12 protein-coding genes are annotated in these 13,965 nt (G+C 60.5%); all 12 read left to right on the forward strand.

Features of this window, described 5'->3' with window-relative positions:
• Positions 1-22 precede the first annotated feature (22 nt).
• Positions 23-2,410, forward strand: a complete 2,388-nt coding sequence (lon, locus tag PHU01S_RS02175; RefSeq protein ID WP_048749593.1) for an endopeptidase La — start codon at positions 23-25, stop codon at positions 2,408-2,410.
• Positions 2,407-3,027 (forward strand): ribosome biogenesis GTP-binding protein YihA/YsxC, encoded by a 621-nt coding sequence (yihA, locus tag PHU01S_RS02180; RefSeq protein WP_021880541.1) that lies wholly within the window; start codon positions 2,407-2,409, stop codon positions 3,025-3,027. The genes lon and yihA overlap by 4 nt, the downstream gene beginning before the upstream one ends.
• A 330-nt stretch (positions 3,028-3,357) precedes the next feature.
• Positions 3,358-3,948, forward strand: a complete 591-nt coding sequence (locus tag PHU01S_RS02185; protein ID WP_127505856.1) for a non-ribosomal peptide synthetase module — start codon at positions 3,358-3,360, stop codon at positions 3,946-3,948.
• A gap of 319 nt (positions 3,949-4,267) precedes the next feature.
• Positions 4,268-4,666, forward strand: coding sequence for an adenosylmethionine decarboxylase (gene speD, locus PHU01S_RS02190; RefSeq protein ID WP_048749595.1), 399 nt, complete (start codon positions 4,268-4,270; stop codon positions 4,664-4,666).
• Positions 4,667-4,972: 306 nt separating this feature from the next.
• Entirely contained in the window at positions 4,973-6,349 is a 1,377-nt protein-coding gene (hemA, locus tag PHU01S_RS02195) for a glutamyl-tRNA reductase (RefSeq protein ID WP_021880544.1), read from the forward strand.
• Positions 6,350-6,393: 44 nt separating this feature from the next.
• A complete protein-coding gene (gene ccsA / locus PHU01S_RS02200) occupies positions 6,394-7,200 on the forward strand; it encodes a cytochrome c biogenesis protein CcsA (protein ID WP_021880545.1) in 807 nt (268 codons plus the stop codon).
• Positions 7,201-7,220: 20 nt separating this feature from the next.
• Positions 7,221-7,868, forward strand: a complete 648-nt coding sequence (locus PHU01S_RS02205; RefSeq protein WP_164762945.1) for a precorrin-2 dehydrogenase/sirohydrochlorin ferrochelatase family protein — start codon at positions 7,221-7,223, stop codon at positions 7,866-7,868.
• The gene (gene hemC / locus PHU01S_RS02210; RefSeq protein WP_373864516.1) at positions 7,852-8,817 is read left to right on the forward strand and encodes a hydroxymethylbilane synthase; all 966 of its coding nucleotides are present in this window, start codon (positions 7,852-7,854) and stop codon (positions 8,815-8,817) included. The genes PHU01S_RS02205 and hemC overlap by 17 nt, the downstream gene beginning before the upstream one ends.
• 1 nt (position 8,818) lies before the next feature.
• On the forward strand, positions 8,819-10,378 hold the full coding sequence (gene cobA / locus PHU01S_RS02215; RefSeq protein ID WP_127505860.1) for a uroporphyrinogen-III C-methyltransferase: 1,560 nt from the start codon (positions 8,819-8,821) through the stop codon (positions 10,376-10,378).
• 204 nt (positions 10,379-10,582) lie between these two features.
• Entirely contained in the window at positions 10,583-11,584 is a 1,002-nt protein-coding gene (gene hemB, locus PHU01S_RS02220) for a porphobilinogen synthase (RefSeq protein ID WP_048749605.1), read from the forward strand.
• Positions 11,584-12,888: a glutamate-1-semialdehyde 2,1-aminomutase gene (gene hemL, locus PHU01S_RS02225; RefSeq protein ID WP_127505862.1), complete on the forward strand. Its 1,305-nt coding sequence runs from the start codon at positions 11,584-11,586 to the stop codon at positions 12,886-12,888. Before hemB ends, hemL begins: the two co-directional genes overlap by 1 nt.
• 13 nt (positions 12,889-12,901) lie before the next feature.
• Positions 12,902-13,930, forward strand: coding sequence for an RluA family pseudouridine synthase (locus tag PHU01S_RS02230; RefSeq protein ID WP_307721771.1), 1,029 nt, complete (start codon positions 12,902-12,904; stop codon positions 13,928-13,930).
• The last annotated feature ends 35 nt before the right edge of the window (positions 13,931-13,965 follow it).

Genomic DNA, 13,965 nt, shown 5'->3' on the forward strand with positions numbered 1-13,965 from the left:
TATCTAAATGGGAGGTGTTGGCATGGGACCTGCCAAAGGAAGAAGCCGCAGGCTGCCGCTGCTCCCGCTTCGGGGGCTGCTTGTATACCCCAGCATGGTGCTTCATCTGGATGTGGGAAGGGAGAAATCGGTCAAGGCGCTTGACCGGGCCATGCTCGACGATCATATGATCCTCCTCTGCTCGCAATCGGAAGTGAATATCGAAGAGCCGACCGAAGAGGATATTTACCGAATCGGCACCATTGCCCGGGTGCGCCAGATGCTGAAGCTGCCCAACGGCACGATCCGGGTGCTGGTGGAAGGCGTTACGAGGGCGGAGATCCAGGATTACGTCGCCCGCGAGGAGTTTTACGAGGTGTCGATCCGGGAGCTTCCGGAAGAGGAATCGACCGATCCGGAGATCGACGCCCTCATGCGCACGGTGCTGAACCAGTTCGAGCATTACATCACGCTGTCCAAGAAAGTCACGCCGGAGACGCATGCCGCTGTATCGGATATCGACGAGCCCGGCCGTCTGGCCGATGTCATAACGAGCCATCTGTCGCTCAAGATCAAGGACAAACAGGAGATTCTCGAGACGGTCGACGTGCGCGCCCGGCTGGAGAAGCTGCTCGATTTCCTGAACAACGAGCGCGAGGTGCTGGAGCTGGAGCGCAAGATCAGCCAGCGCGTAAAGAAGCAGATGGAGAAGACGCAGAAAGAATACTATCTTCGCGAGCAGATGAAGGCGATCCAGAAGGAGCTCGGAGACCGCGAGGGCCGTGCGGGAGAAGTCGAGGAGCTGCGCTCCCAGCTGGAAACCGCCGAGCTTCCCGAGAAGGTCAAGGAGAAGGTCGAGAAGGAAATCGACCGGCTGGAGAAGATGCCGGCATCCTCGGCCGAGGGCGGCGTCATCCGCAATTATATCGATTGGCTCTTGTCGCTGCCTTGGGGCAAAGCGACCGAGGACGATCTTGATCTCGCCAAAGCGGAGGAAGTGCTGGACGAGGACCATTACGGACTGGAGAAGCCGAAGGAGCGGGTGCTGGAGTATCTGGCGGTCCAGAAGCTCGTCCAAAAGCTGAAGGGACCGATCCTTTGCCTTGTCGGACCTCCCGGGGTCGGCAAAACCTCGCTCGCCCGCTCCATCGCCAAGTCGCTCGGACGGGAGTTCGTCCGCATTTCTCTCGGCGGCGTCCGGGATGAGGCGGAGATCCGCGGCCATAGGCGCACCTATGTGGGCGCCATGCCGGGACGGATCATCCAAGGCATGAAGAATGCCGGCTCGATGAATCCGGTATTCCTGCTCGACGAAATCGACAAGATGGCTTCGGATTTCCGGGGCGACCCGGCTTCCGCTCTGCTGGAGGTGCTGGATCCGGAGCAGAACGGCACGTTCAGCGACCATTTCGTGGAGGTGCCGTTCGACCTCAGCTCGGTCATGTTCGTGACGACGGCCAATGCGCTGCACAACATCCCGCGTCCGCTGCTGGACCGGATGGAAGTGTTGTACATTCCCGGGTACACGGAACTGGAGAAAAGCCAGATCGCGCGCCGCTACCTCATTCCGAAGCAGAAGAGGGAGCATGGCCTGAAGGAGGAGCAGCTGGAGATCGAGCCGGAGGCGCTCCTGCAGCTGATCCGCGAGTACACCCGCGAATCCGGCGTCCGAAATCTCGAGCAGCAGATCGCGGCCATCTCCCGCAAGGCGGCCAAAAGGCTCGTCTCGCAGCCGGAAGGGGAAACGATACGGGTCGACGAGGCGGTCATCAAGGAATGGCTGGGGCCGGCCAAGTTCCGCTACGGCATGGCCGAAGCGGAGGATCAGGTCGGCGCCGTCACCGGGCTTGCCTGGACCGAGGTCGGCGGCGATACGCTTGTCATCGAGGTGACGGTGCTCCCCGGCACCGGCAAGCTTACGCTTACCGGCAAGCTCGGCGATGTCATGAAGGAATCGGCGCAAGCCGCCTTCAGCTACACCCGCTCGCGGGCGGAGGAGCTCGGCATCGATCCGCAGTTCCATGAAAAGAACGATATCCACATCCATATTCCCGAAGGCGCGATTCCAAAGGACGGACCTTCTGCGGGCATCACGATGGCGACTGCCCTGATATCGGCTCTTACCGGCCGCAAGGTGGATAAAAAAGTCGCCATGACCGGCGAGATCACGCTCCGGGGCCGTGTGCTGCCAATCGGCGGCCTCAAGGAAAAATCGCTTGCCGCCCATCGGGCAGGCATCCGCAAGGTGCTGCTGCCGTTCGACAACGAGCGGGACCTGCGGGATATCCCGGACAGCGTGCGCGAACAGATGGAATTCGTTCCCGTCGCGCATATGGATGAAGTCGTCCGCCATGCGCTGCTGCCGGCAGAGGACGGAACAAGCGGCGGCCAGGCCGCCGCAGAAGAGAAAGCAGGGACCCCGATTTTATGAAGATTACGAATGCAGAATTTATCATCAGTGCGGTCCAGCCGCATCAATATCCTGTCGACGCCTTGCCGGAGATTGCTCTGGCAGGGCGTTCGAATGTCGGAAAATCTTCTCTCATCAACAAGCTCATCATGCGCAAGAATCTCGCTCGGACAAGCTCCCAGCCGGGCAAGACGCAGCAGCTGAACTATTACAAGGTCAACGAGGCCGTCTACTTCGTCGATTTTCCCGGATACGGCTATGCCAAGGTATCCAAGACCGAACGAGAAGCCTGGGGCAAAATGATCGAACGCTATTTGCAGGGCCGCGAGGAGCTGAAGCTCGTGCTGCTCGTCGTCGATATCCGCCATGCGCCGAGCAAAGACGACGTGCTCATGTTCGATTGGCTCAAGCATTACGGCATTCCTTTCTGCATCGTCTGCACGAAGGCGGACAAGATTCCGAAGAGCCAATGGGACAAGCAGATCAAGCTGGTCAAGCAGACGCTCGGCGCAAGCGCGGGCGACCGGGTCGTTTTGTTCTCCTCCGAAAAGGGTAATGGAAGAGACGAATTATGGAGCGTAATCGCGTCCGCGGCAGGATATGAGGGAGAAGTTCTTCAAGGAACGCCGGAATTGTAAGCATTTTGCATCTTTCTTGATGCCAATCACGGTTCCTAGCGGATAATTCTCAAATTCGGCGGATAATCGCGGCCGGCCGGCAGGAATCGTTTGAGCCGATGCCGTATAATGGTTGTAGGTCTTTTATTTGCCCGTGAATGCGGAAAAAGCGTTCGAAGCCGGAAAAGTGGTGACGGTCGCCTTTGAAGACGGATTTCCCTCCTTAGAAATCTAATGAAGGAAGTCTGGGTTCAACAGCGATTGAAGGCTCGGACGGTTTTGGAGCGAATGCAAGCGGGCAGTGAACATTGCAACCATAGCTTCGAAGAACAAAGAATTGAGGAGATTTTTATGGCTCAGCGGATAGCCACCGAGTACGTTCAAGCCAAACTGCGACTGACACGCGATGAGATGACCCGATTCCTCCGTTTTTTTGACGAGCAGCAAGTACGCCTTGGCGTCAAGGTGCTCGATAACGGCAGCCAAGAGGCGGTTCTCGAAGACTGTGCAGGGAGGGAAGAAGTCCGCTTTGTATTCCAGCAGGATGAAGATCGCTTTGTATGCGAGTGGTCCTGCCGCATCACCAACGTCGCGCTCACCAATGCGCTTCGCAAGGCCGTCGCGGCCTTCAAGGGCGACGCCGTCGTCAAACGCATCTACAGCCATTATACGATGTCGTATCAGTATGTAGCAGGCGCCGTGCATCAGATCGCCGAGCTGACCGCCAAGGGCAGCCGCATCGTGTACCAGTTCAAGGACACGCTGGGCGAGCTTGAGCGTGCTTTCCGCCTCCAATCGGTGGAGGGGGAAATCCAGTGGATCCAGCAGGCTGTCAACGAGCTGCTCGATCGCCGCATCGATGCTGCAAGCGCAGCCGAGAAGCTGGACATCGACCGCAGCCTCAAACTGTATTCCGACCGGCTTTTCGCTCTCGAAGCCTGATTCCGACCGCTTTTTCCGATGCCGCCTCCGGGCGGCTTTTTTCATGCCTCCGCCTTTTGCGGGCCCGCTTCGGACATGCAGCTGGAGAAGGGCTGTCCGCGTGCAGGAAAACGGGTTTTTTTTAACAGAAAAAAAGGTTGCATTTCCTATAGATAGATGGTATTTTTAATTTCGTTGAAAAAAACCCAATATAGGAACCAGGATTCACTCAGGACATGGATATGTTGCGAGAGAGAGTTATCCCTCGGGAAGTGAATGACGTAGGTCCTAGCGGATGAAATTTTTAATCATTTTATTCCTAGGAAGGGGGAGCCGGAAGATGGAATATTCGACTTTCGGAAGACATGTTGCGGTTGATGCTTGGGGAGTAGACTTCGAACTCATTAACAACGCAGAGTTTCTGCAAGCCCACATGGTAGAGGCTGCTGAAGCATGCGGAGCATCTGTGCTCTCGGTACAGGCAAAACAATTTGAGCCCCAAGGCGCAACCGTATTGGTGCTCTTATCGGAAAGCCATCTCTCGATTCACACGTATCCAGAAAGAGGCTTTGCTGCTCTTGACTGCTACACCTGCGGTGAGACCGTGGACCCACAGCTGGCGATCGATTACATGCTGGCCGTGCTGAAACCTAAAGCCACTCACGCGAAGAAGCTGATTCGCGGAATGGGTGAGCTGCAAGTCGTAGAACCGGAAATGAAACAAATCGAGCTGGTTTAACATCCAGCCTGCTGTACAAATAACCATGGGAAGGCTCCATGGTTATTTTTTTTAAGCCTGGAATAGAGATCGGGCTGCGGGCCTAAACTAGACAATGGATGAAATGGTTGTCTTTGTCGGAATGGGCTTCTTGCCCGGCGGAAGCCGGCTGTCCTGCTGTCGTCAAGACATTTCCTTCCTTTTGGCGAGCCGGTCAAAAAAACGTCATAACTTGAGTCTTCCCTCCCAAAAAACTATGTTATAATAATTCTAAATTAGTTGCTCGGACAAGGCAGCTTAGATACGAAAATAAGGCGGTGATGTCACTTGCATATTATTGTGGTCGGGCTCAACTATCGTACGGCTCCTGTCGAAATCAGGGAGAATTTCGCAATCGCGGACAGCGATCTGCCCCGTGCGGTCGAAGCTCTCAAGGCGACCCCAAGCATACTGGAAGGTGTCATCGTCGCGACCTGCAACCGGACGGAGCTGTATGCGGTCGTTGACCGGCATCATCTGTGCGGCCACCATATCCGCACGTTCATGGAGCAGTGGTTCCGCCTCCCGCGGCAGGAATTCACCAGCCATCTTTATATGTATGAAGACGATCGGGCTATCGAGCATCTGTTCCGGGTTGCAAGCGGCTTGGATTCCATGGTCATAGGGGAGACGCAGATCCTGGGCCAAGTGCGGAATGCTTTCCTGCTCGCCCAGCAGCAGCGCGCGACGGGCACGATCTTCAACATGCTATTCAAGCAAGCCGTAACTCTTGCCAAGAACGCCCATACCGAGACGTCGATCGGGGAGTCGGCCGTATCGGTCAGCTATGCGGCCGTGGAGCTCGGCAAGCGGATCTTCGGCCAGTTCAACCGCAAGACGGTCATGATCATCGGAGCCGGCAAGATGAGCGAGCTTACGGCCAAGCACTTGTATGCGAACGGAGCCGACCGGGTGCTCGTCGTCAACCGGACGTTCGAGCGCGCGGCGGAGCTGGCGGAGAAATTCAGCGGCATACCCTGCTCCATGGAAGAAGCGGAGCGGAGGCTGCATGAGGCCGATATCATCATCAGCTCGACCGGAGCCCAAGGTTATGTGCTCAGCCGCGAGCAAGTGGCGGCCGCCATGCAGCGCAGGAGAGCCCGTCCTTTGTTCATGATCGACATCGCCGTTCCCCGCGACCTGGATCCCGAGATCGCTTCCGTCGAGAACGTATTCCTGTACGACATCGACGATCTGGAAGGCATCGTGGAGTCGAACATGGAGCATCGCCGCCAGGAGGCGGAGAAGATCGGAGTCATGATCGCCGCCGGCTTGCAGGAATTCCATCAGTGGTACCGTACGCTCGGCGTCGTGCCGCTGATCCGCTCCCTGCAGGAGAAGGCCGAGGATATTCATAGCCAGACGATGGACAGCCTCTCCAAGAAGCTGCCCGGACTGGACGAGCAGCAGCTGAAGGTCATCCATAAGCTGACCAAGAGCATGCTGAACCAGATGGTGCAAAATCCGATTCACAGCATTAAGGAGCTTGCGGGCGATAAGAAAGCGGATGAGGCGATGGAGCTGTTCGCCAAGCTGTTTGCCCTGGAGGACGGCGCGCCGTCCAAGACCGTCAAGAGCCAAGCGGCGAGGACAAGTGATCCGTCACGCCAAGGCTACGAAGAAGCCAAGCCGTCCAAGGGCGCCTTTGCAGCGGTCATGCGCTAGGCTGCCAGGATTATCGCCCTCATCTCCAAGGTCAGGAGGGCGCCATGGTCACCATTTACGACACGATTTTGTATTTATACGCCCTGAGCCTTCTGTTCTACTTCTCCGATTTCGTCGACGCGAACCGGAGAGCGAAGCGGATGGGCGCAGGGCTGCTTGTGTTCGTATGGGTTCTTCAGACTGGATACGTGCTGTACCGGATCTGGTCCCATCTGGACATGACGCTGTTTTCCAGATTCGAATACTGGCTTGCGGTTTCGTGGCTCCTGCTGACGACTTCGCTCGTCATCAGCCGCTTTTTCCGAATCGAATTCATCGTGTTTCTCGTCAACATCATCGGTTTCGGGGTGCTGGCGCTCAATCTGTTCAGCGGACCTTCCCGCGGAATCCCGCTTCCGGACTGGAAGCTGGCCAATGAACTGCTCATTCTACATATCAGCCTCGTGCTGTGCTCTTTCGCGGCGCTGGCCATTTCGAGCGTGTTCTCGGGCATGTACCTGTTCCTGCATGGAAGGCTCAAGTCGCGGAAATGGAATCGGACGACGGCTCGGCTGCCGAGCCTGGAGCAAGCCGACCGGTTCGCTTTTCGCCTCGTCATGATCGGCGTTCCGCTGCTCGCCCTTTCCTTGTCGGTCGCGGTTGCTCTCGTCATCGTCGAGAACAGGTTCCAATATTTGCTCGATTGGAAAGTCATCACCTCCTTCGCGGTCCTCATTTTGTACAGCTTTTATTTGATCCAGAAAAAGATTCTGCGCAAAACCGCGCTGGAGACGGCGCGCTGGAACGTATTTTGCTTTGCTTTTCTCGTACTGAATACGATGATCAGCCCGGCATCGGATTTTCACCGCTGAGTTTGGAGGAGGAGATGGCGATGCCGGGATATCCGGTCGTGCTGTCGCTGGAGGGGAAACGCTGCCTGATCGTCGGAGGCGGCGCGGCTGCCGAACGGAAGGCGGCCGGATTGCTTGACGGCGGCGCGGACAAGCTTGTCGTCATCAGCCCGGCAATCACGGCGGGCATCCAGGAGATGGCCGGACAGGGGCGGCTGAATCATACGGACAGACATTACCGGCGGGGCGACGCAGCAGGCATGTTTCTCGTCGTGGCGGCCACGGGCATCCTTGAAGTCGACCGCGCAGTCATGGAGGATGCCGGCACGGCAGGCGCGTTGTTCAACCATGCCTCAAGCGGGCAATCAGGCGATTTCATTACAGCTGGCGCGGTAAGGCGGGGCGGGCTGCTGCTGGCCGTCACGACGGGAGGCGGTTCGCCTGCCCTATCTTCCGTCATCCGGGAAGAGCTTGAAGACTTATACAAGGAGCCGTATGCGGAGGCTGTAAGGCAGCATGCGGAGCTGAGGCGAAGGCTGCTGGCCGAGGAGCCGGATCCAGGCAAGCGAAGGCGGCTGCTCCGCAGCGAGGCGAAGCGTCTGGCCAGCTGGGCGGCTGCCGCAAGCAGGGGACTAGAGGATCGTGCCCGATTCGGGGCGGAAGGAGAAGGGGATATTGAAAACAGATGAGAACGGCCGCAGAGTCATTGTCGTCGGCACTCGCCAGAGCGCGCTCGCGCTGACGCAGACCGGGCAGGTCATAGAGGAGCTGCAGCGTCTTGCGGACGAGCATGGCTTGGATTACGGCTTTGAAATCCATAAGATCGTCACCAAAGGCGACCGCATCCTGGATGTAACTCTGTCCAAGGTAGGCGGCAAGGGGTTGTTCGTCAAGGAAATCGAGCAGGCTCTTCTCGACGGCGATATCGATATGGCTGTGCACAGCATGAAGGATATGCCGTCGGAGCTGCCTCCCGGACTGATCAACGGAGCGGTGCCGCGCCGCGTCGATCCTCGGGATTGCATCATTACCCGCGGCGGCATTCCCCTGGAGAAGCTGCCGATCGGCGCCGCTGTCGGAACCAGCAGCCTCAGGCGGGCCAGCCAGCTGAAGGCTTACCGGCCCGACCTGGATATCCGCTCGATACGCGGCAATATCGACTCCCGGATCCGCAAGCTGGAGACGGAAGGGCTGGATGCGATCGTGCTCGCCGCTGCCGGCTTGAAGCGCATGGGCTGGGAGGACCGCATCACCGAAGCGGTCTCCGAGGATGTCTGCCTGCCTGCCGTCGGCCAGGGCGCGCTTGGCATCGAATGCAGGGAAGGCGATGCCGATGTCCGCGCTTTGCTGGATCTGCTCAACGATTCCGATACGGAGCGGACCGTAGCGGCAGAGCGGACTTTCCTCGGCGCGCTCAACGGAGGCTGCCAGATTCCGATCGGAGCCCATGCGGTCATCCGGTCCCGAGAAGGCGGCGGGCTTGTCATGGAGCTGACCGGAATGGTAGGCTCTCCGGACGGCGAGACGATTCTGAAGGAAATGCGGGTCGGAACCGATCCGGAAGCATTGGGGCTTGAAGTCGCCCAGGCGCTGAGAGAGATGGGCGCGGCCGAGATTTTGGCGGAAATTGGGGGATAACATGTCGAAGGGGATCGTGTATCTTGTCGGCGCCGGGCCGGGAGATCCGAAGCTGATTACGGTGCGCGGCATGGAGGTGCTCTCGCGGAGCGATGCCGTCGTCTACGACCGGCTGGCCAGCCCGCGCCTGCTGCGCGGACTGAGGCCGGGGGCGGAGCGCATCTATGTCGGCAAGCGGCCGGACCGCCATACGATGAAGCAGGAGGAGATCAACCGGCTGCTTGTCGATCTGGCCTTGCAGGGCAAGACCGTCACTCGTCTCAAAGGAGGCGACCCGACCATATTCGGACGTGTCGGCGAGGAGGCCGGCTTGCTGGCCGAGCACGGCATTCCGTTCGAGATCGTGCCTGGAATCACGTCGGCGATCGCCGTGCCGGCTTATGCCGGCATTCCCGTGACGCACCGGGACCATGCGTCGTCGCTCTCGATCGTTACGGGCCATGAGAGCCCGGACAAGCTTGACCGCTCGATCTATTGGGACAAGGTGACCAATGCGACGGGCACGCTGATCTTTTTGATGGGCGTTGCCAAGATCGGGTATATCAGCGAGCAGCTGATGAAGCACGGCCGCGATGCCGATACCCCGGTAGCCCTCGTCCGCTGGGGAACGAGGCCCGAGCAGCAGACGCTGACGGGCACTCTCGCGGACATCGAGGCGAAGGTCAGGGCGGCCGGCTTCGAGCCGCCGGCGGTCATCGTCGTCGGCGATGTCGTCAAGCAGCGGGAGACGCTCCGCTGGTACGACTTGAAGCCGCTATTCGGCACGAGAGCGCTGGTGACGCGCTCGCGCAGCCAGGCCAGCGAGCTGGCCGATCTCATCGAGGAGCTTGGCGGCGAGCCGTGCGAGTTCCCCGTCATCGAGATCGTGCCGGCGCGCGGGGAAAGCGACGCGAGAGCTTTTCGCGCCGCTCTGGACGATGCGGAGAGCTACGACTGGCTGTTTTTCACCAGCGTCAATGGGGTCGAGCATTTCTTCCGCGGGCTGGCCGAGCTCGGAGGCGATATCCGCCGCTTCCACCGGGCGCGCATCGCTGCGGTCGGGCCGAAGACCGGCGATGCGCTTCGCTCGCGCGGACTTCAGCATGAAGCGCTGCCGGGCGGCTACCAGGCGGAGGGCATGCTGGACCATCTCGACGAAGTGCTGAAGCCGGGCCAGCGGGCGTTGTTCCTGCGCGGCGATCTGGCGCGAGGAACGCTGCCGCGGGATCTTGCCGCGCGCTCCATTTCCGTGGACGCCGTCACGCTGTACGAGACGATCGTGCCTCGGGATCAGGATGAGCAGGCTCTCGAACAGCTGCGCGAAGGCGCTGTCCATGTCGTCACCTTCACGAGCTCTTCGACCGTGACGAATCTGCTCGAAGTGCTCAGGCGCTTCGGGGAGTCCGATCCGGTCGGCTTGCTCCGCGGCTGCGAAATTGCCTGCATCGGTCCCGTTACGGCCCGTACGGCGGAGGAAGCGGGGCTTGCGCCTACGATCATTCCCGAGGAGGCGACGATCGCGTCGCTGGCCGAGGCGATCGCAAGGCGGATGGCCGAGCTTCGGGACCCTGTGCAAGGCTGACAGGCAGCGGGCGGCTTTTCGGCATGGCTCGCAGGGCCGGCAACAGCCGGGCTTTCGGGACGCCACGCAGGGCCGGCAACAGCCGGCTGCTCCCGGCTGGCTCTCAAGCGATCCGGCAGTTTTATCGGCATCGACAAGTCAGATCAGGGAGGGCGCCGAGTGCTCCTTCCCCTGTTTTGCATACGAACACAAGGAGGAATTCACATGAGTTACCCGATCGTCCGGCATCGCCGGCTTCGCCGCACGGCGGCGATGCGCTCCATGGTCCGCGAAACGATTTTGACGGCCAGCGATTTCATTTACCCGATCTACGTCATCCACGGAACCGGCATCAAGCAGGAGATTTCCTCCATGCCGGGCGTTTTCCGCTTCTCGCTCGACCTGCTGCAGCAGGAAATCCGCGAGATCGTATCGCTCGGCATTCCTTCCATCATGCTGTTCGGGCTTCCGGACCACAAGGATCCGGTCGGATCTTCCGCCTACGACGCCAACGGCATTGTGCAGCAGGCGACAAGGCTGATCAAGGAATGGGCTCCGGGCCTGATCGTCATGGCGGATACTTGCCTGTGCCAATTCACGGACCACGGACACTGCGGCATCGTGCACCAGAACGAGCGGACCGGAGAAGCCGAGGTCGACAACGATCCTTCGCTGGAGCTGCTCGTGCGCACGGCGGTATCCCAGGCGGAGGCGGGGGCGGACGTCATCGCTCCTTCCAACATGATGGACGGCTTCGTCGGCGCGATCCGCGCAGGTCTGGATGAGGCCGGCTACAGCGACATCCCGATTCTGTCCTACTCGGTCAAATACGCCTCCGCTTATTACGGACCGTTCCGCGAGGCGGCCAATTCCGCTCCGCAGTACGGAGACCGCAAGTCGTATCAGATGGATCCGGCCAACTTCCGCGAAGCTCTCCGCGAAGCTGACAGCGACGTCGCGGAAGGCGCGGACATGCTCATGGTCAAGCCGGCGCTCGCTTATCTCGACGTCGTGCGCGCGCTCAGGGAGAACTTCGACCTTCCGCTCGTCGCCTACAACGTCAGCGGCGAGTATGCGATGGTGAAGGCGGCCGCGGCGAACGGCTGGGTCGACGAGCGCAAGATCGTGCTGGAGACGCTGCTCGGCATGAAGCGGGCCGGAGCGGACATGATCATTACCTATCACGCCAAGGACGCAGCCCTCTGGCTGCAGGAGGTGCAGAACTGATGGCGGACAACGTTCACGGCAGAAAAGCGGATGACAAGTCGAGCGCGGCCTTCGAGGAAGCGAAGCGCTATATTCCTGGCGGCGTCAACAGTCCGGTGCGCGCCTTCAAATCGGTCGGCCTCACGCCGGCTTACATGGAGCGCGGCGAAGGGGCGGTGGTGTACGATATCGACGGCAACTCCTATATCGACTACGTCGGCTCCTGGGGCCCGCTCATCATGGGCCACGCCCATCCCGCAGTCATCGAGGCGGTCAAATCCGCCGCTGAGCGCGGCACGAGCTTCGGCGCCCCGACGCTGATCGAAACGGAGATGGCGAAGCTTGTCTGCGAGCGCGTGCCGTCCTGCGACATCGTGCGCATGGTCAACTCCGGCACGGAAGCGACGATGAGCGCCCTGCGCCTTGCGCGCGGGTATACCGGAAGGAGCAAAATCCTCAAATTCGAAGGCTCCTATCACGGCCATGCCGACAGCCTGCTCATCAAAGCCGGCTCAGGCGTCGCCACGCTCGGCCTTCCCGACAGCCCGGGCGTACCCGAGACGGTGGCGTCCCAGACGATTACCGTTCCGTACAACGACCTGGAATCGGTCAAGCTGGCGTTCGAGAAGTTCGGCGAGGAGATCGCCTGCATCATCGTGGAGCCGGTAGCCGGCAACATGGGCGTCGTTCCGCCTTTGCCCGGGTTCCTGCAAGGGCTGCGCGACGTCACGACGAAATACGGAAGCCTGCTCATTTTCGACGAGGTCATGACCGGCTTCCGCGTCCACTACAACTGCGCCCAAGGGCTGTTCGGCATCACCCCCGACTTGACCTGCCTCGGCAAAGTGATCGGCGGCGGCCTTCCCGTCGGCGCCTACGGCGGACGCCGCGACATCATGGAGCGCATGGCTCCGGCCGGTCCGATCTACCAGGCGGGCACGCTGTCCGGCAATCCGCTTGCCATGGCGGCCGGTTACACGACCCTCAGCCTGCTGACGCCGGAAATCTATCAGCAGCTCGAGAAGATGTCGGTGCGGCTGCAGGCTGGCTTCGAGGACAATGCGCGCGAAACCGGCGTGCCGGTGACGATCAACCGCGTCGGGTCCATGGTCTGTCCGTTCTTCAACGAGAGCCACGTCATCAATTTCGAGACGGCGCAGCAGAGCGATCTGGGTCGTTTCCGCACCTACTTCGCGAATCTGCTTGAGCTCGGCGTAAGCGTCGCTCCTTCGCAGTTCGAAGGCATGTTCGTCTCGGCAGCCCATACGGCGGAGCTGATCGACGAGACGATCGCCGCGAACCGGGAAGCTCTCCGGCGCCTGTAGTGAGGATTCCGGCATGGAGCTGATGATGGAATCCGCTTATCGCCGCGGAGAGTGGCTGCATGTGCCGGTCTCCCCGGACGGAGATGCCGGAGAGCTGAGAGCCGGAAGCCATGCGCACGAGACGCGCCTGCAGCTTCTGGCTCTTGGCCTTTGGCCGGCCAAATGGATCAATTCCCTCTTCTCCACCGGAGGCATCGGCTGGACGCCGGACGGCGAGCTGCGCCTGCGGGCGTTTCCCGCCGCAGAGGCGGCCGACCCGCTGCAGCGGCGTGCCGCGGCCGTCCTTGCGGCGTCCGGCGGCGCATATGCGCCGGACTGGCCGGAAGTGCTGCATGAGGACGATTGGTGCCTCGTCCTGAACAAGCCGGCCGGCATGCCGGTCCACGGCAGCGGCGAAGCGCCGCGTCCAGCGGGAAGCAGGGCTTCCCGTTCCAACGCAGCGGGCAAGGCGCCTGCCTGCCCGGCGACGCTGGACGAAGCGGCCGCATGCCGCTGCCTGGCGGCTGGAGACCCGCTTCCGGCAAGGCATATCCACCGCATCGACGACGATACGAGCGGTCCGGTGCTGTATGCGAAAAACGATCTCGCCCAGCAGGTGCTCGATGCGGCGATGCGGGAGAAGGCGATCGGCCGCCAGTATTGGGCTGCCGTACACGGGGCTCCGAATCCGCCTGAGGGCAAGATCGACCAGCCGATCGGCAAGGACCGGCATCATCCGTCGCGGAGAAGAGTATCGCCGGGCGGAGACCGAGCGGTCACGTTTTACACAGTTCTGGAAGCATGGCGCTCGGCAGCTCTCGTTCAGCTTGCGCTCGAAACCGGAAGGACGCATCAGATCCGGGTTCATATGAGCCATATCGGCCATCCGCTGCTTGGAGACGGCCTGTACGGCGGGGCGTCGCCGCTGCTCGGCCGTCAAGCCCTTCACGGAAGGCGGCTTCGGTTCCGGCATCCATGGACGGGCTCCGATATGGAGATCGAGGCCGCTCTTCCCGCCGATATGGAGCGTCTGCTGGCACGGCTCCGCGCCGGGAAGCCGTAAGGGAAAGGGCGGGCTTTCTATGTGAGAATTTCCCC

Origin of the sequence: Paenibacillus humicus NBRC 102415, assembly GCF_004000905.1 — a bacterium.
Taxonomy (GTDB): Bacteria; Bacillota; Bacilli; order Paenibacillales; family Paenibacillaceae; genus Paenibacillus_O; species Paenibacillus_O humicus.

Bases quoted from the DNA above. Each gene is read 5' to 3' on its own strand.
- PHU01S_RS02230 (WP_307721771.1), top strand. From the start codon at position 12,902: ATGGAGCTGATGATGGAATCCGCTTATCGCCGCGGAGAGTGGCTGCAT.
- yihA (WP_021880541.1), top strand. From the start codon at position 2,407: ATGAAGATTACGAATGCAGAATTTATCATCAGTGCGGTCCAGCCGCAT.
- speD (WP_048749595.1), top strand. From the start codon at position 4,268: ATGGAATATTCGACTTTCGGAAGACATGTTGCGGTTGATGCTTGGGGA.
- hemL (WP_127505862.1), top strand. From the start codon at position 11,584: ATGGCGGACAACGTTCACGGCAGAAAAGCGGATGACAAGTCGAGCGCG.
- PHU01S_RS02185 (WP_127505856.1), top strand. From the start codon at position 3,358: ATGGCTCAGCGGATAGCCACCGAGTACGTTCAAGCCAAACTGCGACTG.
- lon (WP_048749593.1), top strand. From the start codon at position 23: ATGGGACCTGCCAAAGGAAGAAGCCGCAGGCTGCCGCTGCTCCCGCTT.
- ccsA (WP_021880545.1), top strand. From the start codon at position 6,394: ATGGTCACCATTTACGACACGATTTTGTATTTATACGCCCTGAGCCTT.
- hemB (WP_048749605.1), top strand. From the start codon at position 10,583: ATGAGTTACCCGATCGTCCGGCATCGCCGGCTTCGCCGCACGGCGGCG.
- cobA (WP_127505860.1), top strand. From the start codon at position 8,819: ATGTCGAAGGGGATCGTGTATCTTGTCGGCGCCGGGCCGGGAGATCCG.
- PHU01S_RS02205 (WP_164762945.1), top strand. From the start codon at position 7,221: ATGCCGGGATATCCGGTCGTGCTGTCGCTGGAGGGGAAACGCTGCCTG.